We start from the raw sequence: 18,083 nt of genomic DNA, 5'->3' as shown, positions 1-18,083 counted from the left end.
GTGCGTCACGCGCACCGCTGGGCTTAATGCGTACGAGCGACGGCGAAACGGCTCAATTCGATCAGTGCATCGCGATATTCGCCGGCCGGCAGCACTTCCAGGCAGGCAATGGCGCGTTCGGCGTAATCGCGAGCGAGTTGTGCGGTGTACTCCAGGGCGCCGGCGGCATCCACTGCGGTGCGGATGCTTTCCAGGTCTTCGATGCCGCCTTTCTGAATGGCGCGGCGTACCAGGGCAGCCTGTTCTTCGGTGCCTTCGCGCATGGTGTAGATCAATGGCAGGGTCGGCTTGCCTTCGGCGAGATCGTCACCGACGTTCTTGCCCAGCTCGGCTGCATCGCCCTTGTAGTCGAGCAGGTCGTCGACCAACTGGAAGGCGATACCCAGATGGTCGCCGAAGGTACGCAGGGCTTCGCGCTGTGCCTCGTTGGCTTCGGCTAGGGCGGCGGCAGCGTGAGTCGAGGCCTCGAACAGCATCGCGGTCTTGCCGCGGATGACTTCCATATAGGTCTCTTCGGTGGTGCTGGCGTCGCGTACCTTGGATAGCTGCAGCACTTCGCCTTCGGCGATCACGCGGGTGGCGTGGGAGAGAATCTTCATCACGGGCATGGAGCCGAGCTCGACCATCATTTCGAACGAGCGTGAATAAAGGAAGTCGCCCACCAGTACGCTTGGTGCGTTACCCCACTGCGCATTGGCGGTGCTGCGGCCGCGGCGCATGTCGGACATGTCGACCACGTCGTCATGCAGCAGGGTGGCGGTGTGCAGGAATTCGATGGTGGCGGCCAGCAGGCGCAGATCGTCTGCCTGGTAACCCAAGGCGCGACCGCTGAGCAGCACCAGCAATGGGCGCAGGCGCTTGCCGCCAGCGGAGATGATATAGTCGCCGATCTTCTCCACCAGCGGCACGCGGGAAACCACCTGTTGGCGAATGATGCCATCGACGGCGGTGAAATCGTCCGCTACCACGCGGTAGAAAGCCTGGGGTTGCATCGGCGACTGGTGCTCCTTTGAGGTTGCGCGGCATGCTAGGTGGCGGGGTGGGGGCTGTCAAGGCGAGCACTTGCGGCCCTTGCGCGGCGTTCGGCGCTTGCGTACAATCGCGCACCCTGAACTTCCCCCTGGGCATTTCCCTGCCTTACGCAATTGCAAGGGTGTCACTTCCGGCCCCAAGCAGCCATGCCAGCCAATAACGACTTTTCTAAAGCGCTGGGTGAGCAGGATCAACGGAGATTTACCATGTACGCAGTAATTGTTACTGGTGGCAAGCAATACAAAGTCACCGAAGGCGAATTCCTCAAGATCGAGAAGCTCGAAGTCGCCACCGGCGAAGCCGTGACTTTCGATCGCGTTCTGCTGATCGGCAACGGCGACGACGTTAAAATCGGCGCTCCGGTCGTAGACGGCGCTAAAGTGGTTGCCGAAGTCGTGTCGCAAGGCCGTCACGACAAAGTGCGCATCATCAAGTTCCGCCGTCGTAAGCACCACATGAAGCGTCAGGGCCACCGTCAGTGGTTCACTGAGATCAAAATCACCGGTATCCAGGCCTGATTCGTCGGCCCCGATCCTTTTTAGGAGTATTGACTCATGGCACATAAAAAAGCTGGCGGTTCTACCCGTAACGGCCGCGATTCCGAAAGTAAACGCCTTGGCGTGAAAATGTACGGTGGTCAGGTCATCAAGGCCGGTAACATCATCGTTCGTCAGCGCGGCACCGAGTTCCACCCGGGTTTCGGCGTGGGCATGGGCAAAGATCACACCCTCTTCGCTAAAGTCGAAGGCGTGGTCAAGTTCGAAGTGAAGGGCGCTTTCGGCCGTCGCTACGTGAGCGTCGTTCAGGCCTAATCGCCTACGCGCTGGAAAAGCCCTGTCCGTAGGACGGGGCTTTTTTGTTTATGTATCTTTGGTTCGCTTGCCCGATCCGCTAGTTTTGGATGATCCGGCAAGCGTTCCCCCAGCCCGCAGATGAAGCGGGAGGCATACCCATGAAATTCGTCGACGAAGTTTCTATTTTTGTAAAAGCCGGTGACGGCGGTAACGGCATGATGGCCTTCCGTCGCGAGAAATTCATCGAGAAAGGCGGCCCCAACGGTGGCGACGGTGGCGACGGTGGCTCGGTATTCCTCGAGGCCGATGCCAACCTCAACACCCTGATCGACTATCGCTATACCCGCAAATTCCACGCGCAGAATGGCGAGAAGGGCGGCAGTACCGATTGCACCGGGGCCAAGGGCGAGGATCTGATCCTGCCGGTGCCGGTCGGCACCACGGTGATCGACGTGGCCACCCAGGAAGTGATTGGTGATCTGGTCAAGCCCGGTCAACGCCTGATGGTTGCCCAAGGCGGCTGGCACGGCCTGGGTAATACCCGCTTCAAGTCCAGTACCAACCGGGCGCCGCGCCAGACCACGCCGGGCAAGCCGGGTGAGTCGCGCGATCTCAAGCTGGAGCTGAAAGTGCTGGCCGACGTCGGCCTGCTCGGTCTGCCCAATGCCGGCAAGAGCACCTTCATTCGCGCGGTTTCCGCGGCCAAACCCAAGGTTGCCGACTACCCCTTCACCACCCTGGTGCCGAACCTGGGTGTGGTCAGCGTCGATCGCTTCAAGAGCTTCGTCGTCGCCGACATTCCGGGGCTGATCGAAGGCGCCTCCGACGGTGCTGGTCTGGGTATTCGCTTCCTCAAGCACCTGGCGCGTACCCGCCTGTTGCTGCATCTGGTGGACATGGCGCCGCTGGACGAGAGCGACCCGGCTGAGTCGGCGCAGGTGATCATCGACGAGCTGGCGCGTTTCAGCCCGGCGCTGGCTGAGCGCGATCGCTGGCTGGTGCTGAACAAGATGGACCAGGTGCCTGAAGACGAGCGCGAGGCGCTTAAGGCCGATATCGTTGCCCGCCTGAACTGGCAGGGTCCGGTTTATGTGGTCTCGGCCATCAGCCGCGACGGCACCGAGCGTATCAGTCGCGACATCATGCATTACCTGGAAGTGCGCGCCGAGCGCATCGCCGAAGACCCGGTCTTCGCCGAGGAGCTGGCCGAGCTGGATCAGCGTATCGAGGACGAGGCACGTGCCCGTCTGCAGGCGCTGGACGATCAGCGTGCGCTGCGTAAGTCCGGTGTGCGCAGCGTCGACGATATCGACGAAGACGATGATTTCTTCGACGAAGAAGACGACGACGGCCCGGAAATCATTTACGTCCGGGATTAAGCAAATTTCCAACGCCGCTTAATTGCGGCGTTTTTGTAGGTGGGGCGGGCCCCATCATTTTCTGGCTAAGGTTGGAAGATCATGCGTGACAAGGTGACCGGCGCGCGGCGCTGGGTGGTGAAGATCGGCAGTGCGCTGCTGACCGCTGACGGGCGTGGCCTGGATCGTGCGGCCATGGCGGTATGGGTCAAGCAGATGGTGGCGCTGCGTGAGCAGGGCGTCGAGCTGGTGCTGGTGTCTTCCGGTGCGGTGGCGGCGGGCATGAGCCGCCTGGGCTGGACCAGCCGACCTAGCGCGATGCACGAGCTGCAGGCCGCTGCTGCGATTGGCCAGATGGCCCTGGTGCAGGCCTGGGAGTCGAGCTTCGCCGAGCATGGCATGCGTACCGCGCAGATCCTCCTGACCCATGATGATCTGTCCGACCGCAAGCGCTACCTCAATGCACGCAGCACCTTGCGCACGCTGGTGAATCTCGATGTGATCCCGGTGATCAACGAGAACGACACCGTGGTCACCGATGAAATCCGCTTCGGCGACAACGATACCCTGGCAGCGTTGGTGGCCAACCTGGTGGAAGCCGACCTGCTGGTAATCCTCACCGACCGCGACGGCATGTACAACGCCGACCCGCGCCACAATCCCGATGCCGAGCTGATCTTTGAAGCCCGTGCCGATGACCCGGCGCTGGATGCCGTGGCCGGTGGTGTCGGTGGTGCGCTGGGACGTGGCGGTATGCAGACCAAACTGCGTGCCTCGCGCCTGGCGGCGCGTTCCGGCGCGCATACGGTGATCGTCGGCGGTGCCATCGAGCAGGTGCTGGCCCGCCTCAAGGGCGGCGAGCGCCTGGGCACGTTGTTGGCCCCTGAGCGTGGCCTGCTGGCGGCGCGTAAGCAGTGGCTGGCTGGCCATTTGCAGACCCGTGGCACCCTGGTGCTGGACGCTGGGGCGGTGAAGGCGCTGAGCCAGGATCGCAAGAGCCTGCTGCCGGTCGGCGTGAAGGCGGTGCAGGGTAGCTTCCGCCGTGGCGAGATGGTGGTCTGCGTATCGCCTGATGGTCGCGAGATTGCCCGTGGCCTGGTCAACTACAGTGCGCTGGAAGCGCAGAAGATCATCGGCCAGCCGTCCGATGCCATCGAGAAGCTGCTGGGCTATGTCGATGAGCCGGAGCTGGTGCACCGCGACAATCTGATCCTCGTCTGAGAACCGGTACACGATTTGCTGCGCGTCGGCCCTACTGCGTTAAAAACAGGCTGGAGCGCCAGCCCGGTCGAATGCTCATGTACAGAAGTACACTCCGCTTCCTCGCCTGTTTTTGTCTTGTATGGCACTAGCTCGCGAAATCGTGAACAGGTTCTAGGAGCATGTATGCGTCCGTTCAAGGCAGTAGTGCTGGGGCTGCTTATGCTGCCCGGTCTGACATTGGCTGAAACCATCGGCGAGGTGTCGACGGTGTTCAAATGGGTCGGGCCGAACGACAAGATCGTCGTCGAGGCCTTCGATGATCCCAAGGTCGAGGGTGTGACCTGCTATCTGTCGCGCGCCAAGACAGGTGGCGTGAAGGGTGGTCTGGGCCTGGCCGAGGATCGTGCCGAGGCTTCCATCGCCTGTCGCCAGGTCGGCCCCATTGCCTTCAAGGGCACACTCAAGGACGGTGAGGAGGTGTTCAAGGAACGCACTTCGCTGGTGTTCAAGACCATGCAGGTGGTGCGTTTCTTCGACGCCAAGCGCAACACGCTGGTGTATCTGGTCTACAGTGACCGGGTGATCGAGGGCAGCCCGCAGAATGCGGTGACGGCCATCCCGATTCTGCCGTGGGCTCAGCCGTAACCCGATCAGCGTTCATAAAAAAACCGCCCCGAAGGGCGGTTTTTTGTGCGTGACGATCAGGCGCTGGGGGTATCGAGTTGCAGGCGCTGGTTCGACTGCTTCTGCACCGCATGGAAGCGCTCGGCATCCTGCGACAGGACGTCGGCCATGGCCGGGAAGATCTCGTCCAGCTTGCTGCGCCATTCTTCGCTCTTGGCCTGCTCGGGGAAGCAGCGGCGAATCAGGTCGAGCATGATCGACACCGTCACCGAAGCGCCCGGCGAGGCGCCGAGCAGGGCAGCGATGGTGCCGTCAGCAGCCGCTACCAGTTCGGTACCGAATTGCAGGATGCCGCCTTTCTTCGGATCCTTCTTGATGATCTGCACGCGCTGGCCGGCCACTTCCAGGCGCCAGTCCTCGGCCTTGGCTTCGGGGTAGAAGCCGCGCAGGGTTTCCAGGCGCTGCGCTTCGGACTGCATCACTTCCTTGATCAGGTAGCGGGTCAGGTCCATGTTGTCGCGCGCCACCGCCAGCATCGGGCCGAGGTTGTTGGGGCGTACCGATAGCGGCAGGTCGAGGAACGAGCCGTATTTGAGGAACTTGGTGGTAAAGCCGGCATACGGGCCGAACAGCAGGGACTTCTTGCCATCGACCACGCGGGTGTCGAGGTGCGGCACCGACATCGGCGGCGAGCCCACGGCAGCCTGGCTGTAGACCTTGGCCTGGTGCTGCTTGACGATTTCCGGGTTGTCGCAACGCAGCCACTGGCCACTCACCGGGAAGCCGCCGAAGCCTTTACCTTCGGGGATGCCGGATAGCTGCAGCAGCGGCAACGCGCCACCGCCGGCACCGAGGAAGACGAACTTGCTTCTGAGCTGGCGCGTGGCACCGGAGCGGGTGTCCTTGATGTCCACCAGCCAGCCTTTGCCATCACGCTTGAGGTCGGTGACTCTCTGGTTGCAGGTGACCTTGGCGTTGGGCTGATTGGTCAGGTAGGCGAGCATCTGCTCGGTGACGGCACCGAAGTTGACGTCGGTACCGGCCTGTACGCGGGTCATCGCCAGTGGCTCGTTGGCGTCACGGCCTGGAATCAGCAGCGGTGCCCATTCGGCGATGGTGGCGCGATCCTCGGTGTATTCCATCTCAGCAAAGGCGTGATGTTGCCGCAGCGCCTCGAAGCGCTTCTTGAGGAAGGCAATACCACTGTTGCCGCGCACGAAGCTCATGTGCGGCACCGGGTTGATGAAGGTCTTCGGCGCGTTGATCGCACCTTTCTCGATCAGGTAGGCCCAGAACTGCTTGGACTCCTCGAACTGGGCGTTGATGCTGACCGACTTCTTGATGTCGATACTGCCGTCAGCACCTTCCGGGGTGTAGTTCAGCTCGCACAGCGCGGCGTGACCGGTGCCGGCGTTGTTCCAGGGGTTGGAGCTTTCCACTGCGCCGGACTCGCGCAGCTCTACCACTTCCAGCGTGAGGCCGGGATTGAGTTCCTTGAGCAATACGCCCAGGGTCGCGCTCATGATGCCGGCGCCAACCAGCACCACATCTACGCTTTGGGAATCGTTGTGCGCCATTAACCTCTCTCCAAGAAAAACTGCACCAGATGGACGGCCATTCGGCCTTTCAGGGCGATACCGACAGAATCAGGCGTGATGCCACGTTGTTCGGTGGTGAGGGTCAAGGCTGGGATTTGCGGACGCAAAACTGTTCATCTGTTCGCCACACTCTTGTGAAGTTTGTAAAAACCGTTTTTTTCACGCTCTTTTGGAGCGGTGAACCTCAAAAGCTCGACTGCCTCGGCGCGCTTTTGCCCGTGCAAAACATGCAATGCATGGCTGCTATCGGCTCTGCATATGGGCTAAAAAGCGACTGGCCGGAATGGCAGCGCGAAGTGGGCGACTCTCTGGGGCGGGGCGATGACGTTGCATCGGCGAGGTCGTGCGGCCCGATCAGGAGACGTCCTTATAATCGGGGCGCGATTATAACGGTGAATGAGGGGAAATTGATCGCCCCTGTGTGACTTTTATTCTTCCATCGGTCAGGCCGCCAACGGGCGATTGGACGATGCGTGTGTGACGACCGGTGTGATCAGTGCGCCACTGGGCAGAGGGGCGCCTAGCCAGGAAGCGTTCGGCTCGCGTACTTCCACCCAGCCGGCCTGACTTGGCGGCTCCTGCATCTGGCGCAGGGCGCGACACAGACCCTGTGCATCGATGAGGGCGAAATGGCGCATCGGACGAGTGCGGCTGAACAGGTGGCGCAACAGCATGATGAAGGCTCCAGCGGGTGGCACCTGCCTTTATGTCAGAGTGCGTTGACAGGCTGATGACAGGAACCGCAATGCCCCCGAGCGGTCTCATTCGGCACTACTGTCGGCCTCAGGCCACGCTGGGTATACTGCCGGCCACTTTTACCTCACTCGGAGAGATGAGCATGCTGCACCGTGCGTTGATCGCCCTGCTTGCTGCCGCCAGCCTGTCGCTGGCCGGTTGTGCCCTCAGCCCTCAGCAACTCACCCCGCAACCCAAACTCACCAGCTCGCTGACCGCAGTGGGTCAGGGCCAGCCGGTGGTGGTGCGCGTGGTCGATGGCCGTGCCTCGCCGGTGCTTGGTACGCGCGGTGGCCTGTATCCGGAAACCAGCTCGATCAGTGTCAGTGCCGAGCATGTGCTGCCCAGGTTGCAGGCCGAGGCCGAAGCAGCCGTGCGCCTGCTGGGTTTTACCCCGTCGCCGAACGCCTACAATGCGCCGCAACTGACCATTACCCTGGCGGAGCTGAAGTATCAGTCGCCGAAAGAGGGCATGTACGTCACCGAGGCAGACATCTCCGCCTCCATTCGTGCTGACGTACAGGGCGGCAGCCGCCGCTATACCGGCCGCTACGGCGCCTCGCTGAATCAGCGCTTCGGCACTGCCCCGAATCAGCAGACCAACAGCAAGCTGGTGAGCGACGTGCTCAGCGATGCGCTGACCCGCGCCTTCAAGGATCCGACCATTGGCCAGGTTCTGCTGCAGTAATTCATGACGCTGCCATAAACAACGCCCCGCATTGCGGGGCGTTTTCGTTTGTCTCAGCGCTTCAAGCCGCTTCGGCGTAAAACTCCGGCAGGCTCATGCCGGTGCGGTTGTCGATGTCCGGCAGGTCGTAATGCTCATGGCCACCCAGGGCGCAGTACACCAGCCAGTGCTGGTCCTGGACGTTGAAGGAGAGTTCGTCGACCACTTCGTCCACTTCATCCAGCGAGTCGATCAGATAATCGCGATCCAGCGGTTGAGAATTGAGCATGGCAAGTCCTCCGGGGACGTTGGGGTTGGGCTCCAATAACAGTCGTGACTGCTTGGTCACTAATGGAGATACAAACCCTAGGCCAGGCAGATGACAGTTTTCAGACGATTTAGGGATAGCGGGCTGCGTTCGTCGGAAACGAACCTTATAAAAGCAGGATTTCAGTACACTGCGCGGCGACTTTTTGGGGGCTGAAACGCACCAGTTTCAGCCGTAATCCCCATTCTGGTGCGGTGGCAGGGTTGCTGCACCATGCTGTTTTCGAGGTGTTGCATGTCGTTGCAGGTGTTGTGGTTACTGTTCCTCGCTCATCCGGCCAGCGCGGTCAATTCGCTGGCATTGTTCTTCGCTGTGGCCGGTGCCTGGCTGTGTCTGATGACCCGTGTGCGTGAGCAGCGCGGCATGGCACGGGTTCTGGCTCAGGGTGAGCTGGATGAGGCGGAGGTGCTGGATGAACGTACCTTGCGCATCAATCGCTTCTTCTACCGCTTCGGCGGCATTTGCCTGGGTGCAGCCTTGGTGCTGTCCTGGTTCAGTACGCGGCTTTGACGCTTGAGCGATAAATGAAAACGGCAGCCATCGGGCTGCCGTTTTCGTTTGTGGCTATAGCTGCCTTACAGGGGCAGATCCGCCTTGATCCGATACTGGTTACGCACCGGATTGGCGTATTGCAGGATCAGGAAGGGCTTTTCTTCGGCGCTGCAGGCGGCCAGGCGCTTCTGCCACTCGGCTTCGGCCTTGGCCAGTTCTGCGGCCGGGAACAACTCGCTTGCCGCTGGCACATTCAGCTCGGCCTCGCGGCCTTCCCACATGGCGTAGGCCAGGTAGTGCACGGGGAACAGGCGATACTGGCCGAGAATGCGGCGGTCCATCTCCTGGGCCAGCTGCTTGGTGTCCTCCAGGCCTGCTACCGGTGGGCCGAAGTGCAGGTGCACACGGCCTTTGTAGCCGGTGATACCCAGAGCGATACTGGCGTCGTCTTCGCCCGGCGCCTTGGTGTAGCAGCCAGTGGCGGCGCGTACGCTCAGCTCGCGGGCCTTGGCCAGGTCGCAGGGGTCGTACTCGTAGCTGATCGATACCGGGATCAGATTCAGCGAGTCGATGACCTCGGCGAAAGGCTCGTCCTTGCGACTCATGTGGAACATCTTGAGGATGGCCGAGTCGGTGCGATCATCACCATCCTTGGCGCGGCCTTCGGCCTGGGCGATCCAGATCGACTCGCCGTCTTCACGGATCGAGTGATTGATATACGCCGACAGCAGCTGATAGGCCGCCAGCTTTTCGCGTCGGCCGCTGATCGAGCGGTGCACGATGAAACTCTTGTTCAGGCGCATCAGGTCGCTGACGAAGGGGCGCTGCAGCAGGTTGTCGCCGATGGCGATACGCGGCGTCTGCAGGCCGGCATGGTAGACGGCGTAGTTGACGAAGGCCGGGTCCATGACGATATCGCGGTGGTTGGCCAGGTACAGGTACGGCTTACCGGTTTGCAGGTGTTCCAGGCCGGAGTAGCTGATGCCGTCGCTGGCATGTTCGATGGTGCGATCGATATAGGGTTCGATCTTCTCCTGCAGCTTGGCCACCGAGTCGACGCTGGCGAACTCGCTGCGCAGGCGCGCGGCGATCAGCGGCTTGAGCAGCCAGCCTAAAGGCCCAGCCAGGCGCGGAAAGCGAAAACGGGTAAGGGTGCCGAGAAACGCCGGATCGGCGAGCAGGCGCGCCAGCACGGGGCGTACTTCTGCGTCGGCATAGGGTCGGATGGCATCGAATGCGCCCATCATGCTCTCTTGTGTTCTGGAACGGCTAAGGTTGAAGTGATGTCTGCTTAACAGAGTGAGCAGTAGACCGGCGATTATACCGCCAAGTCACAAGGAGGCCGCGATGCTGGAAAGCGAGTCGTATTATTGCCCTTACTGTGGAGAGTCAGCCGAGGCGTTGCTGGATCTGTCCGGCGGTGATCAGGCTTATATCGAGGACTGCCCGGTGTGCTGCCGACCGATCGAGTTCGAGCTGCGTACCGATGGTGTCGACTGGCAGCTGGACGTGCGTGCGGAGAACGACTGATGCAGCGAATCTACGAGCCGGAAAATCTGCTGGAAGGTCAGATGTTGGTGGATATGCTGGCCAGCGAAGGGATCGAGGCGCACTTGCTCGGCCAGCACCTGGTCGGCGCGATGGGCGAGCTGCCGGCCTGCGGTCTGCTCGGCATGGTGGTCGCGGATGACGATGCAGGGCGGGCGCGGATGCTGATCGCTGAGTACAATGCGGCGCAACCCGTACCTGGCGACGAGCCAGAGTTCTTTCAGGGCGTATTGCTTTGTTGATGCGCCCCCTGTCTGTCGAGTCGTTTCATGTGTGGACGTTATGCCCTGTTTCGCTGGTCGCCCGCTTTTGCAGCGCTGCCCGGCTTCCCCGCTGACCAGAAACCGCACTGGAATCTGGCGCCCGGTATGCAGGTGTTGATGCTGCGTGCTGGCGAGCAGGGCCCGCAAGCGGCAGCGGCGCGTTGGGGGCTGACGCCGGCGTGGCTCCAGGATCTGTCCAGGACACCGGTCCATGCCCGCGCCGAAACGCTGGCCGAGCAGCCGATGTTTCGCGAACCTTTTCGCCTGCGCCGCGCGCTGCTGCCGGCCAATGGTTTCTACGAATGGCGCGGTGGTGCGCGCAAGCGTCCGTACTGGATGAGCAATGGCGATTCGCTGATGCATTTCGCGGCGTTGTGGGAGCTGTATCCGGTGGGCGGGCATGAATACCTGAGCGTGGCGCTGATTACTCAGGCGGCTGCTACGCTGCGCCGGCCCTTGATTCTCGGCGCGCATGAGCAGGCGCTGTGGTTGAGCCCTGACACGCCTCCCGAGCAACTGGCGGCGCTGCTGGCCAAGCCGCAGGGTGCCCTGCGTGAGCGCGCGCTGGCAACGCTGGTCAACGACCCGAAGCTGGATGCGCCGGAGTGCCTGACGCCGGCTTGAGCCAGTGCAGCACTGCGGGCGGAGCTTGGCCTGACATACCTTGGTGCAGCCCCTGCCCGATGCAGTGCCTCATACCTTGAACTGATTGATCAGCCGGCGCTGCTGTTCGGCCAGTTTGGTCAATTGGGCGCTGGCCTGGCTGGCTTCATCGGCGCCGCCAGCCACTTCGTTGGCGACCTGGCCGATATTGGTGACGTTGCGGTTGATGTCCTCGGCTACGGCGCTTTGTTCCTCGGCGGCGCTGGCGATCTGTGTGTTCATGTCGTTGATCACCGATACGGCCTGAGTGATGGACTCCAGGGTTTGCGCGGCCTGGTTGGCGTGCGCCACGCTATCGTCGGTCTTGCTCTGGCTCTGTTCCATCACCTTGACCACTTCGCGTGTGCCTTGCTGCAGTTGCTGGATCATGTTCTGGATTTCTTCGGTGGCCTGCTGGGTCTTCTGCGCCAGGTTGCGTACCTCGTCGGCGACCACGGCAAAGCCGCGACCCTGTTCGCCGGCGCGGGCGGCTTCGATGGCCGCATTGAGGGCCAGCAGGTTGGTCTGTTCGGCGATGCCACGAATGGCGACGAGGATGGCGTTGATGTTTTCGCTGTCCTTGGCCAGGTTCTGCACCACACCGACGGCACGGCCGATCTCGCTGGCCAGCACGGCGATGGCGGTGGAGGTTTCCTGTACCACCTGTTTGCCCTGGCTGGCCGCCCGGTCGGCGTGATTGGCGGCTTCGGCAGCATGGGTGGCGTTGCGTGCGACATCCTGCGCAGTGGCGGTCATTTGGTGCACGGCCGTGGCCACCAGCTCGATCTCGGCCAACTGCTTTTGCACGCCCTGATTGGTGCGGATGGCGATGTCGGCCGTGTGTTCCGAGGAGTCGCTGACCTGCTGCACCGAGGTCACCACGGAGGCGATCATGGCCTGCAGCTTGCTCAGGAAGGCATTGAAGCCGGCTGCAATCTGGCCCAGTTCGTCCTGGCGGTCGACATGCAGGCGTACGGTCAGGTCGCCGTCGCCCTTGGCCATGTCGTCGAGCATGTCAACCATCTGCCGCAGCGGGCGGGCGATGCCGTAGCCGACGAACCAGATCACCAGCAGGCCCAGGCCAGCGATGAGCAGGCCGACCAGTGCCATGCCCAGGGTGTCGCCGTCGCGTTGTGCAGTCAGGTCTGCCTGCAGCGTATGCAGCTCAGCCATCACGGCCTCGAGTGGCAGCAGCAGCATCAGTACCCAGCGTGTATCGCTCTGGCCGATGTTGAAGCTGAGGAACAGTTCGATATGGCTGTGTGCAGGATCATCCTGAGCGTCTATGGAATACAGCACCTGGCCCGGCTGCAAGCTCCCGAGATTGTTCACTTCGTTGCTATCGAGCAGGGCGGTGGCTGGCTCGCCGAGTTTTTCCGGGGCCGCGGTCGAGGCAACCAGGCGGCCGTTGCTGGCAATCAGAGCCATCTCGCCAGCACCGCCATAGAGCTGTGCATTGGCCTTGAGCAATAGGTCCTGGATGAAGTTCACTGCCAGATCGGCGCCGGCGATGCCGCGAAACTCGCCATTGACCAGAATTGGTGAGGTAAAGGACGCGAGCATGGTCATTTTGCCGCCGACATCGTAGGGGGCCGGATCGATCACGCAGGGGCGTTTGCGTTCCTTGGGACACAGGTAGTATTCGCCAGCCCTGACGCCGGTCGGCAGTATTTCCTCGCTTTCCATCGTGCCGATGGCATCGACGCCGAGGCTGCCGTCGGCATTGCGGTACCACCAGGGCAGGAAGCGCCCGCTGCCGTCGTAGCCGTTTTCCTTGCTGCCGGCGTACAGGTCGTCGCTGGCATCGAACGCGTCAGGTTCCCAGCCGATATAGCTGCCGAGCAGCTTGGGGTTCTGCGCCGTGGTTTCGCGTACCAGGTTGGCCAGTTCTTCGCGGCTGATGCTGAGCAGCGGGCTGCCATTGCTATCCGTCATACCGAGCATGGCATTGACGCGAGCCAGGTCAGCGGTGATCTGCAGGGGCGGTTCCAGTTCCCGCTGGATTTCGCTGACCTGGGCCAGCGCCAGTGAGGAAAGACGCTGCTCGATGATCTGTTCGAGCAGGGCCTGCGTACGCTGCTGTACCAGTTGCTGGGTGCGGTCGCTGGCGAACAGGGCGTACAGCACCAGGGCCACAACCACGGCCAGCACGCTGGCGCCGGCGAGAAAGGCGACGGAAAACTGGATCGACTTGAACTTCATGTGAGCTCCCGGACGCAATGTGGCCAGTCACGGGTTGTCGGCCACGACAAGGCAAAACCTTAGGGCCAGAGGTCAAGGTTCTGGCTGCTGTTGCATTGAGCAAAGATGGCGCGTGGCCATTGTGCAAGTGCTGCGGTTGCTCGTCGTGCGGGAGCGGCCTAGCATAAGTGTCCGATTCAAGGAGATGGCTCGATGAGCAAGGTTCATTATTTGAGTGGCCTGGCGGCTGCCCTGCTGCTGGCGGGATGCCAGGCCGTCAATACCACCAGTGGTGGTGCGGTGGGGGTTGAGCGTAAGCAGTACATGTTCAGCATGCTGTCAGCTGATGAAGTCAACCAGATGTACGCACAGTCCTATCAGCAGACGTTGAGCGAAGCATCGAGCAAGGGCGTGCTGGACAAGACCAGTGCCAATGCCAAGCGTCTGCAGACCATTGCCGGGCGGCTGATTCCGCAGGCACCGCGTTTTCGCCCGGATGCCGCCAACTGGCAGTGGGAGGTCAACCTGATCAAGAGCCCGGAGCTCAATGCCAACTGTGGGCCGGGCGGCAAGATCATTTTCTACAGTGGCATCATCGAGAAGCTGAAGCTGACCGATGACGAGATCGCCGCGATCATGGGCCACGAGATGGCGCATGCGCTGCGTGAGCACAGCCGTGAAGCGATGTCCAAGGCGTATGGTATTCAGGTCGCCAGGCAGGGGGCCAGCGCCCTGCTGGGGTTGGGTGAGACGAGCATGGCTCTGGCCGATACCGTGGTGCAGTACAGCCTGACCTTGCCCAACAGTCGTGGCAATGAAAACGAGGCTGACCTGATTGGTCTGGAGCTGGCAGCGCGTGCAGGCTATGACCCCAATGCAGCCATCAGCCTGTGGCAGAAGATGGAGGCTGCCGGTGGTGGTGCACCGCCCGAGTTCATGAGCACTCACCCATCGTCCAGCAGTCGGATCGCCTCGCTACAGGCAGCCATACCCAAGGTGATGCCACTCTACGAGCAGGCCAGGGCCGGGCGCTGAGTTCGCTATGAAAACGGCGCGGCGTGAGACTGCACGCCGCGCTGTTGGCGTTTCAGGGTTGCGCGGTTTCGGCAAGCGGGCGGGTCTGCATGCCCAGTTGAGCACGAAAACTTTCCATGTCGAACATGGTGCAGATTTCCTGAATCTCATTGCTGGGGTTCAGTGTCCAGAATGCCATGGCTGAAATGCTCAGCGCCTTGTCGCTCGGGGCGTAGCCCAGTGCCGGTTTCTGGATGGTGCCGATCAGCGTACTCCAGGTCACCACCTTGTAGCCTTCGGCGATGCAGTCTTCGACCACTATCTGCAGATCCGGCATCGCCAGGCGTATGCTCTGTACCAGTTGCACGAAGCCGGCGCTGTTCAGCGGATGGCCGACGAATGAACTCTTGTAGATGAAGTCGCGGCTGTGCAGCTGTTCTGCCAGCGCCAGGTGGCCCCTGTTCCAGGTGAGGTCGATGTGCTGGCACACCATTCTCTTGCGATCATCCAATGACATGCTGCCTCCTGACTGCTGACCGAAGTTGCGTGACGTGCACATACTCTAGCAGCAGTCAGGACGCTGGGATTGGCCAAGGTGTCCGAGTGTCGGCGTCGGCAATCGGTCAGGCCAGTCCGCTCAGTTTCAGCGCCTGGTAGCCAGCATAGATTGCCAGTGCAGCGAAGGCGCAGGCGGCCAGGCGGCGGATCAGCGTCAGCGGCAGGCGATCGGCGGCGAAATTGCCCGCCAGCACCACCGGTACGTTGGCGATCAGCATGCCCAGGGTGGTGCCAATGACCACCAGGATGAAGTGCGGGTACTGCGCGGCCAGCATCACGGTCGCGACCTGGGTCTTGTCGCCCATCTCGGCGAGGAAGAAGGCGATCAGCGTGGTGAGGAAGGGGCCGTATTTCTTCAGGCCGGATGCTTCATCGTCGTCGAGTTTGTCCGGCACCAGGGTCCAGGCTGCCACGGCGACGAAACTCGCAGCGAGAATCCAGCTCAGCGTGGCAGGCGAGAAGAAGCCGGCAACCCAATTACCCACGGCGCCGGCAGCGAAATGGTTGGCCAGGGTGGCGACGACGATGCCCCAGATGATCGGCCAGGGCTTGCGAAAACGTGCGGCCAGCAGCAGAGCGAGCAACTGGGTTTTGTCACCGATTTCGGCGAGGGCGACGATCAGGGTGGGAACGAACAGGGATTCCAGCATCAGGTTTCCTAAAGGGGCGGGTCGACACGGCTTATGACACGAACGACCTTCCCGCCCCGGGTATAGGTTGTGCGTGTCATAGGTCTTGTCAAACCGCAGGCCTCTCTGTGAAGGCCTTGGGTCGTATACGCCATGCTCTGCGGAGCAAGTGTGTTGACGCATACCGGGCGAGCAGGGCGCTCGCGGGAGACTACTCCCCTAGGACGGGCGCAATTGTGCCCAAGCGTTGCGTTGGGAGCAAGCCCAATTCAGCGACGGGTACTGTAGATGCGAAAACCCTCTGCCTCGGCCAGGGTGCGGCAAGGGCCGAGATGGCGCTCGATCAGAGGCGGATACTTGAGGAAGCTGTTGGCCACCAGACGCAACTCGCCACCTTTAACCAGGTGGCGCGCAGCCTGGCTCAGCAGGTTCTCGCTGGCCTGGTAATCGGTATGCACACCTTGATGGAACGGCGGGTTGCTGACGATGGCGCTGAGTCCCTCGGGTGCCGATTCGATCCCCGTACCGGCGATCAGGTTGGCTGACAGGCCGTTACGTGCCAGGGTCAGGCGGCTACTTTCCAGGGCGAAGGCGTCAACATCCAGCAGGCTCAGCTCGCTGTCTGGGTAACGCCTTTTGAGCGCAGCGCCGAGTACGCCGGCACCGCAGCCGAAATCGAGCAGGTGGCCGCTGGGCAGGTCATCCAGATGCTCGAGCAGCAATGCGCTGCCGCGATCCAGGCGGCCATGGGCGAACACGCCGGGCAGGGTGACGATCTCCAGGGCACCGTCGGCCAGCGGCAATGAGTAGCTCTGCGCCAGGGCGTGCAGATCCGGCACAGACGGCGCCTGCTCCACCTCGACGCACCAGAGTTGGCAGTGCCGCGCGCTGTCGAGCTTGCGTGGCTTGCCATAAGCTGCCAGCTGTTTTGCCGCACGTTCGATACCGCCACGTTTTTCACCGACCAGGTACAGCGGCTTGCCGCCCAGGCGCGAGGCCAGCGCTTGCAGCAGGTAATCGGCCAGTTCGCGGGATTTGGGCAGGAACAGCACGGCAGCGTGGTAGTCGCCATCGGGCATGCCTGTGGCGAAGTGAGTGCGACCGGCAAAGCGTGCGGTAAGCAATGCCTGGTCGCCCGCATGCCAGTTCCAGCCGCGTGCCTGAGGCAGGGCGCCGAGCAGATCGTCAGCCGGCAGGCCGGCCAACAGCAGTTCGCCACCGAACAATTCAGCCTGGCGCAGGAGAACTTCGCTTCGCGGATCCATGGTGCTTCCTACAAATCTGTGATGCGGAAAAGTAAGAGGGCCGGGAGAATGAAACCGAGGCATTGCTACCAAAGCGCAGCGCCGGCCCGCCGCTTCCTGAAAAGCTGCGCAGCTTACCCGACGACTCGCAGCGGCGCACCGGCGAAGAAGCCGGCTGCGTTCTCGACCATCTGCCCGACGATGCGCTGGCGAGCTTCCTGGCTGCCCCAGGCGCTGTGTGGGGTGATGATCAGACGCGGGATGTCAGCGTCCAGTAGCGGGTTGCCATCTTTCGGTGGCTCCTGAGTCAGTACGTCGGTTGCCGCACCGCCCAGATGGCTGCTGCGCAAGGCATCGGCTAATGCCTGTTCATCGACCAGACCGCCGCGTGCGGTATTGATCAGGAAGGCGCGCGACTTCATCAGCGCCAGTTCCTGCGCACCGATCATGTTGCGCGTCTGCTCGTTGAGCGGGCAGTGCAGGGTCAGGGCATCGACCTGTGGCAACAGTTCGTGCAGCGGCAGGCGATCGGCGCGCGCCGGGCGGCCGGGCAACTGGCCGAGCAGCACGCGCATGCCGAAGGCTTCGGCCAGGCGGGCAACGGCGCCGCCCAGTTCGCCATGGCCGAGCATGCCCAGGGTCTTGCCTTCCAGCTCGACGATGGGGTGGTCGAGCAGACAGAACTGACTGGCTTGTTGCCAGCGTCCTGCGGCGATGTCGCGCTGGTAATCGGGCAGGCGCGTGGCCAGTGCCAGCAGCAACATCAAGGTGTGTTGTGCCACTGATGGCGTGCCGTAGCCCTGGCAGTTGCACACGGTCACACCGTGGGCGCTGGCGGCTTTGAGGTCGATATTGTTGGTGCCGGTGGCGGACACCAGCACCAGCTTCAGCTCGGGGCAGGCGGCGAAGGTGGCGGCGTCCAGCGGTACCTTGTTGCTGATGGCAACCTGAGCGCCCTGCAGGCGTTCGGCGACCTGATCCGGACGCGTATGCGCGTGCAGGGTCAGCTCGGCGAAGGCCTGATGCAGCGGTTGCATATCGAGGTCACCCAGGTCGAGGGAGGCGTGGTCGAGGAAGACGGCGCGTGGGCTGTTGCTCATCAGCTGTACCTTTTCGCAGGAAGATCGCAGGAGTAGATTGGCGAGCCTACCAGACCTTCATCGTCGATGCGGA

General features: G+C 62.2%; 22 protein-coding genes and 1 riboswitch. Of the genes, 12 read left to right on the top strand and 10 right to left on the bottom strand.

The window, feature by feature from the left end:
• Nucleotides 1-23: 23 nt before the first annotated feature.
• Complete coding sequence (locus J7655_RS17105) at nt 24-992, bottom strand: polyprenyl synthetase family protein (protein ID WP_230925462.1); 969 nt, start codon at nt 990-992, stop codon at nt 24-26.
• A 246-nt stretch (nt 993-1,238) separates the two neighbouring features.
• Here J7655_RS17105 and rplU point away from each other — a divergent pair, with 246 nt between their 5' ends.
• The 5 genes from rplU (at nt 1,239) to J7655_RS17080 (ending at nt 5,032) form a co-directional block, all read left to right on the top strand.
• On the top strand, nt 1,239-1,550 hold the full coding sequence (gene rplU, locus J7655_RS17100; protein WP_021445340.1) for a 50S ribosomal protein L21: 312 nt from the start codon (nt 1,239-1,241) through the stop codon (nt 1,548-1,550).
• A gap of 36 nt (nt 1,551-1,586) precedes the next feature.
• On the top strand, nt 1,587-1,844 hold the full coding sequence (gene rpmA, locus J7655_RS17095; protein ID WP_061240940.1) for a 50S ribosomal protein L27: 258 nt from the start codon (nt 1,587-1,589) through the stop codon (nt 1,842-1,844).
• Between the two features lie 140 nt (nt 1,845-1,984).
• Nucleotides 1,985-3,205 (top strand): Obg family GTPase CgtA, encoded by a 1,221-nt coding sequence (cgtA, locus tag J7655_RS17090; RefSeq protein ID WP_230925461.1) that lies wholly within the window; start codon nt 1,985-1,987, stop codon nt 3,203-3,205.
• A gap of 81 nt (nt 3,206-3,286) precedes the next feature.
• Nucleotides 3,287-4,405 carry a glutamate 5-kinase gene (proB, locus tag J7655_RS17085; protein ID WP_230925460.1) on the top strand — a complete coding sequence of 373 codons (1,119 nt, stop codon included), beginning with the start codon at nt 3,287-3,289 and terminating at the stop codon, nt 4,403-4,405.
• Nucleotides 4,406-4,570: 165 nt separating this feature from the next.
• Nucleotides 4,571-5,032 (top strand): CreA family protein, encoded by a 462-nt coding sequence (locus J7655_RS17080; protein ID WP_230925459.1) that lies wholly within the window; start codon nt 4,571-4,573, stop codon nt 5,030-5,032.
• Between the two features lie 56 nt (nt 5,033-5,088).
• Here the strand turns inward: J7655_RS17080 and mqo are convergent, their stop codons facing one another.
• Nucleotides 5,089-6,588, bottom strand: a complete 1,500-nt coding sequence (mqo, locus tag J7655_RS17075) for a malate dehydrogenase (quinone) (protein WP_230925458.1) — start codon at nt 6,586-6,588, stop codon at nt 5,089-5,091.
• Between the two features lie 29 nt (nt 6,589-6,617).
• Here mqo and J7655_RS17070 point away from each other — a divergent pair, with 29 nt between their 5' ends.
• On the top strand, nt 6,618-7,034 hold the full coding sequence (locus J7655_RS17070; RefSeq protein ID WP_230925457.1) for a hypothetical protein: 417 nt from the start codon (nt 6,618-6,620) through the stop codon (nt 7,032-7,034).
• Between the two features lie 18 nt (nt 7,035-7,052).
• Here J7655_RS17070 and J7655_RS17065 read toward each other — a convergent pair whose 3' ends face one another.
• On the bottom strand, nt 7,053-7,283 hold the full coding sequence (locus J7655_RS17065; RefSeq protein WP_230925456.1) for a hypothetical protein: 231 nt from the start codon (nt 7,281-7,283) through the stop codon (nt 7,053-7,055).
• Nucleotides 7,284-7,447: 164 nt separating this feature from the next.
• On the opposite strand from J7655_RS17065, the gene J7655_RS17060 reads away from it, so the two are divergent.
• Entirely contained in the window at nt 7,448-8,032 is a 585-nt protein-coding gene (locus tag J7655_RS17060) for a YajG family lipoprotein (RefSeq protein ID WP_230927750.1), read from the top strand.
• Between the two features lie 61 nt (nt 8,033-8,093).
• Here the strand turns inward: J7655_RS17060 and J7655_RS17055 are convergent, their stop codons facing one another.
• The gene (locus J7655_RS17055; RefSeq protein WP_230925455.1) at nt 8,094-8,300 is read right to left on the bottom strand and encodes a hypothetical protein; all 207 of its coding nucleotides are present in this window, start codon (nt 8,298-8,300) and stop codon (nt 8,094-8,096) included.
• Between the two features lie 273 nt (nt 8,301-8,573).
• On the opposite strand from J7655_RS17055, the gene J7655_RS17050 reads away from it, so the two are divergent.
• Nucleotides 8,574-8,849: a hypothetical protein gene (locus J7655_RS17050; RefSeq protein WP_230925454.1), complete on the top strand. Its 276-nt coding sequence runs from the start codon at nt 8,574-8,576 to the stop codon at nt 8,847-8,849.
• A 65-nt stretch (nt 8,850-8,914) separates the two neighbouring features.
• On the opposite strand, the gene J7655_RS17045 is transcribed toward J7655_RS17050, so the two are convergent.
• Nucleotides 8,915-10,078 (bottom strand): 1-acyl-sn-glycerol-3-phosphate acyltransferase, encoded by a 1,164-nt coding sequence (locus tag J7655_RS17045; protein WP_230925453.1) that lies wholly within the window; start codon nt 10,076-10,078, stop codon nt 8,915-8,917.
• A gap of 100 nt (nt 10,079-10,178) precedes the next feature.
• On the opposite strand from J7655_RS17045, the gene J7655_RS17040 reads away from it, so the two are divergent.
• From J7655_RS17040 to J7655_RS17030, 3 genes are read left to right on the top strand one after another with little or no spacing between them, the layout of a single operon-like run.
• Nucleotides 10,179-10,361 (top strand): CPXCG motif-containing cysteine-rich protein, encoded by a 183-nt coding sequence (locus tag J7655_RS17040; RefSeq protein ID WP_230925452.1) that lies wholly within the window; start codon nt 10,179-10,181, stop codon nt 10,359-10,361.
• On the top strand, nt 10,361-10,621 hold the full coding sequence (locus tag J7655_RS17035; RefSeq protein ID WP_230925451.1) for a putative signal transducing protein: 261 nt from the start codon (nt 10,361-10,363) through the stop codon (nt 10,619-10,621). The genes J7655_RS17040 and J7655_RS17035 overlap by 1 nt, the downstream gene beginning before the upstream one ends.
• A 27-nt stretch (nt 10,622-10,648) precedes the next feature.
• The gene (locus J7655_RS17030; RefSeq protein ID WP_230925450.1) at nt 10,649-11,266 is read left to right on the top strand and encodes an SOS response-associated peptidase; all 618 of its coding nucleotides are present in this window, start codon (nt 10,649-10,651) and stop codon (nt 11,264-11,266) included.
• A 69-nt stretch (nt 11,267-11,335) separates the two neighbouring features.
• On the opposite strand, the gene J7655_RS17025 is transcribed toward J7655_RS17030, so the two are convergent.
• Nucleotides 11,336-13,486 carry a methyl-accepting chemotaxis protein gene (locus tag J7655_RS17025; protein ID WP_230925449.1) on the bottom strand — a complete coding sequence of 717 codons (2,151 nt, stop codon included), beginning with the start codon at nt 13,484-13,486 and terminating at the stop codon, nt 11,336-11,338.
• 192 nt (nt 13,487-13,678) lie between these two features.
• Here J7655_RS17025 and J7655_RS17020 point away from each other — a divergent pair, with 192 nt between their 5' ends.
• A complete protein-coding gene (locus tag J7655_RS17020; protein WP_230925448.1) occupies nt 13,679-14,500 on the top strand; it encodes a M48 family metallopeptidase in 822 nt (273 codons plus the stop codon).
• 52 nt (nt 14,501-14,552) lie between these two features.
• On the opposite strand, the gene J7655_RS17015 is transcribed toward J7655_RS17020, so the two are convergent.
• From J7655_RS17015 to J7655_RS17000, 4 genes are all read right to left on the bottom strand, one after another.
• Nucleotides 14,553-14,996 carry a ketosteroid isomerase-related protein gene (locus J7655_RS17015; RefSeq protein WP_230925447.1) on the bottom strand — a complete coding sequence of 148 codons (444 nt, stop codon included), beginning with the start codon at nt 14,994-14,996 and terminating at the stop codon, nt 14,553-14,555.
• Nucleotides 14,997-15,102: 106 nt separating this feature from the next.
• Entirely contained in the window at nt 15,103-15,684 is a 582-nt protein-coding gene (locus J7655_RS17010; protein ID WP_230927749.1) for a TMEM165/GDT1 family protein, read from the bottom strand.
• 93 nt (nt 15,685-15,777) lie between these two features.
• Nucleotides 15,778-15,898, bottom strand: a riboswitch (yybP-ykoY riboswitch).
• A 37-nt stretch (nt 15,899-15,935) separates the two neighbouring features.
• Nucleotides 15,936-16,931 carry a class I SAM-dependent methyltransferase gene (locus J7655_RS17005; protein WP_230925446.1) on the bottom strand — a complete coding sequence of 332 codons (996 nt, stop codon included), beginning with the start codon at nt 16,929-16,931 and terminating at the stop codon, nt 15,936-15,938.
• 113 nt (nt 16,932-17,044) lie between these two features.
• Nucleotides 17,045-18,010: a 2-hydroxyacid dehydrogenase gene (locus J7655_RS17000; protein ID WP_230925445.1), complete on the bottom strand. Its 966-nt coding sequence runs from the start codon at nt 18,008-18,010 to the stop codon at nt 17,045-17,047.
• Nucleotides 18,011-18,083: the final 73 nt, after the last annotated feature.

It is taken from the genome of Pseudomonas wenzhouensis (assembly GCF_021029445.1).
Lineage (GTDB): Bacteria > Pseudomonadota > Gammaproteobacteria > Pseudomonadales > Pseudomonadaceae > Aquipseudomonas > Aquipseudomonas wenzhouensis.
The sequence above is the reverse complement of the archived record's forward strand: the minus strand, read 5'-3'. Positions and strand labels throughout refer to the sequence as shown.

Coding starts and splice junctions, on each gene's coding strand:
- J7655_RS17035 (WP_230925451.1), top strand. CDS start 10,361: ATGCAGCGAATCTACGAGCCGGAAAATCTGCTGGAAGGTCAGATGTTG.
- J7655_RS17065 (WP_230925456.1), bottom strand. CDS start 7,283: ATGCTGTTGCGCCACCTGTTCAGCCGCACTCGTCCGATGCGCCATTTC.
- J7655_RS17030 (WP_230925450.1), top strand. CDS start 10,649: ATGTGTGGACGTTATGCCCTGTTTCGCTGGTCGCCCGCTTTTGCAGCG.
- J7655_RS17040 (WP_230925452.1), top strand. CDS start 10,179: ATGCTGGAAAGCGAGTCGTATTATTGCCCTTACTGTGGAGAGTCAGCC.
- J7655_RS17070 (WP_230925457.1), top strand. CDS start 6,618: ATGGACGGCCATTCGGCCTTTCAGGGCGATACCGACAGAATCAGGCGT.
- J7655_RS17015 (WP_230925447.1), bottom strand. CDS start 14,996: ATGTCATTGGATGATCGCAAGAGAATGGTGTGCCAGCACATCGACCTC.
- mqo (WP_230925458.1), bottom strand. CDS start 6,588: ATGGCGCACAACGATTCCCAAAGCGTAGATGTGGTGCTGGTTGGCGCC.
- J7655_RS17045 (WP_230925453.1), bottom strand. CDS start 10,078: ATGATGGGCGCATTCGATGCCATCCGACCCTATGCCGACGCAGAAGTA.
- J7655_RS17005 (WP_230925446.1), bottom strand. CDS start 16,931: ATGGATCCGCGAAGCGAAGTTCTCCTGCGCCAGGCTGAATTGTTCGGT.
- cgtA (WP_230925461.1), top strand. CDS start 1,985: ATGAAATTCGTCGACGAAGTTTCTATTTTTGTAAAAGCCGGTGACGGC.
- rpmA (WP_061240940.1), top strand. CDS start 1,587: ATGGCACATAAAAAAGCTGGCGGTTCTACCCGTAACGGCCGCGATTCC.
- J7655_RS17060 (WP_230927750.1), top strand. CDS start 7,448: ATGCTGCACCGTGCGTTGATCGCCCTGCTTGCTGCCGCCAGCCTGTCG.
- J7655_RS17000 (WP_230925445.1), bottom strand. CDS start 18,010: ATGAGCAACAGCCCACGCGCCGTCTTCCTCGACCACGCCTCCCTCGAC.
- J7655_RS17050 (WP_230925454.1), top strand. CDS start 8,574: ATGTCGTTGCAGGTGTTGTGGTTACTGTTCCTCGCTCATCCGGCCAGC.
- rplU (WP_021445340.1), top strand. CDS start 1,239: ATGTACGCAGTAATTGTTACTGGTGGCAAGCAATACAAAGTCACCGAA.
- J7655_RS17080 (WP_230925459.1), top strand. CDS start 4,571: ATGCGTCCGTTCAAGGCAGTAGTGCTGGGGCTGCTTATGCTGCCCGGT.
- J7655_RS17105 (WP_230925462.1), bottom strand. CDS start 992: ATGCAACCCCAGGCTTTCTACCGCGTGGTAGCGGACGATTTCACCGCC.
- proB (WP_230925460.1), top strand. CDS start 3,287: ATGCGTGACAAGGTGACCGGCGCGCGGCGCTGGGTGGTGAAGATCGGC.
- J7655_RS17020 (WP_230925448.1), top strand. CDS start 13,679: ATGAGCAAGGTTCATTATTTGAGTGGCCTGGCGGCTGCCCTGCTGCTG.
- J7655_RS17055 (WP_230925455.1), bottom strand. CDS start 8,300: ATGCTCAATTCTCAACCGCTGGATCGCGATTATCTGATCGACTCGCTG.
- J7655_RS17025 (WP_230925449.1), bottom strand. CDS start 13,486: ATGAAGTTCAAGTCGATCCAGTTTTCCGTCGCCTTTCTCGCCGGCGCC.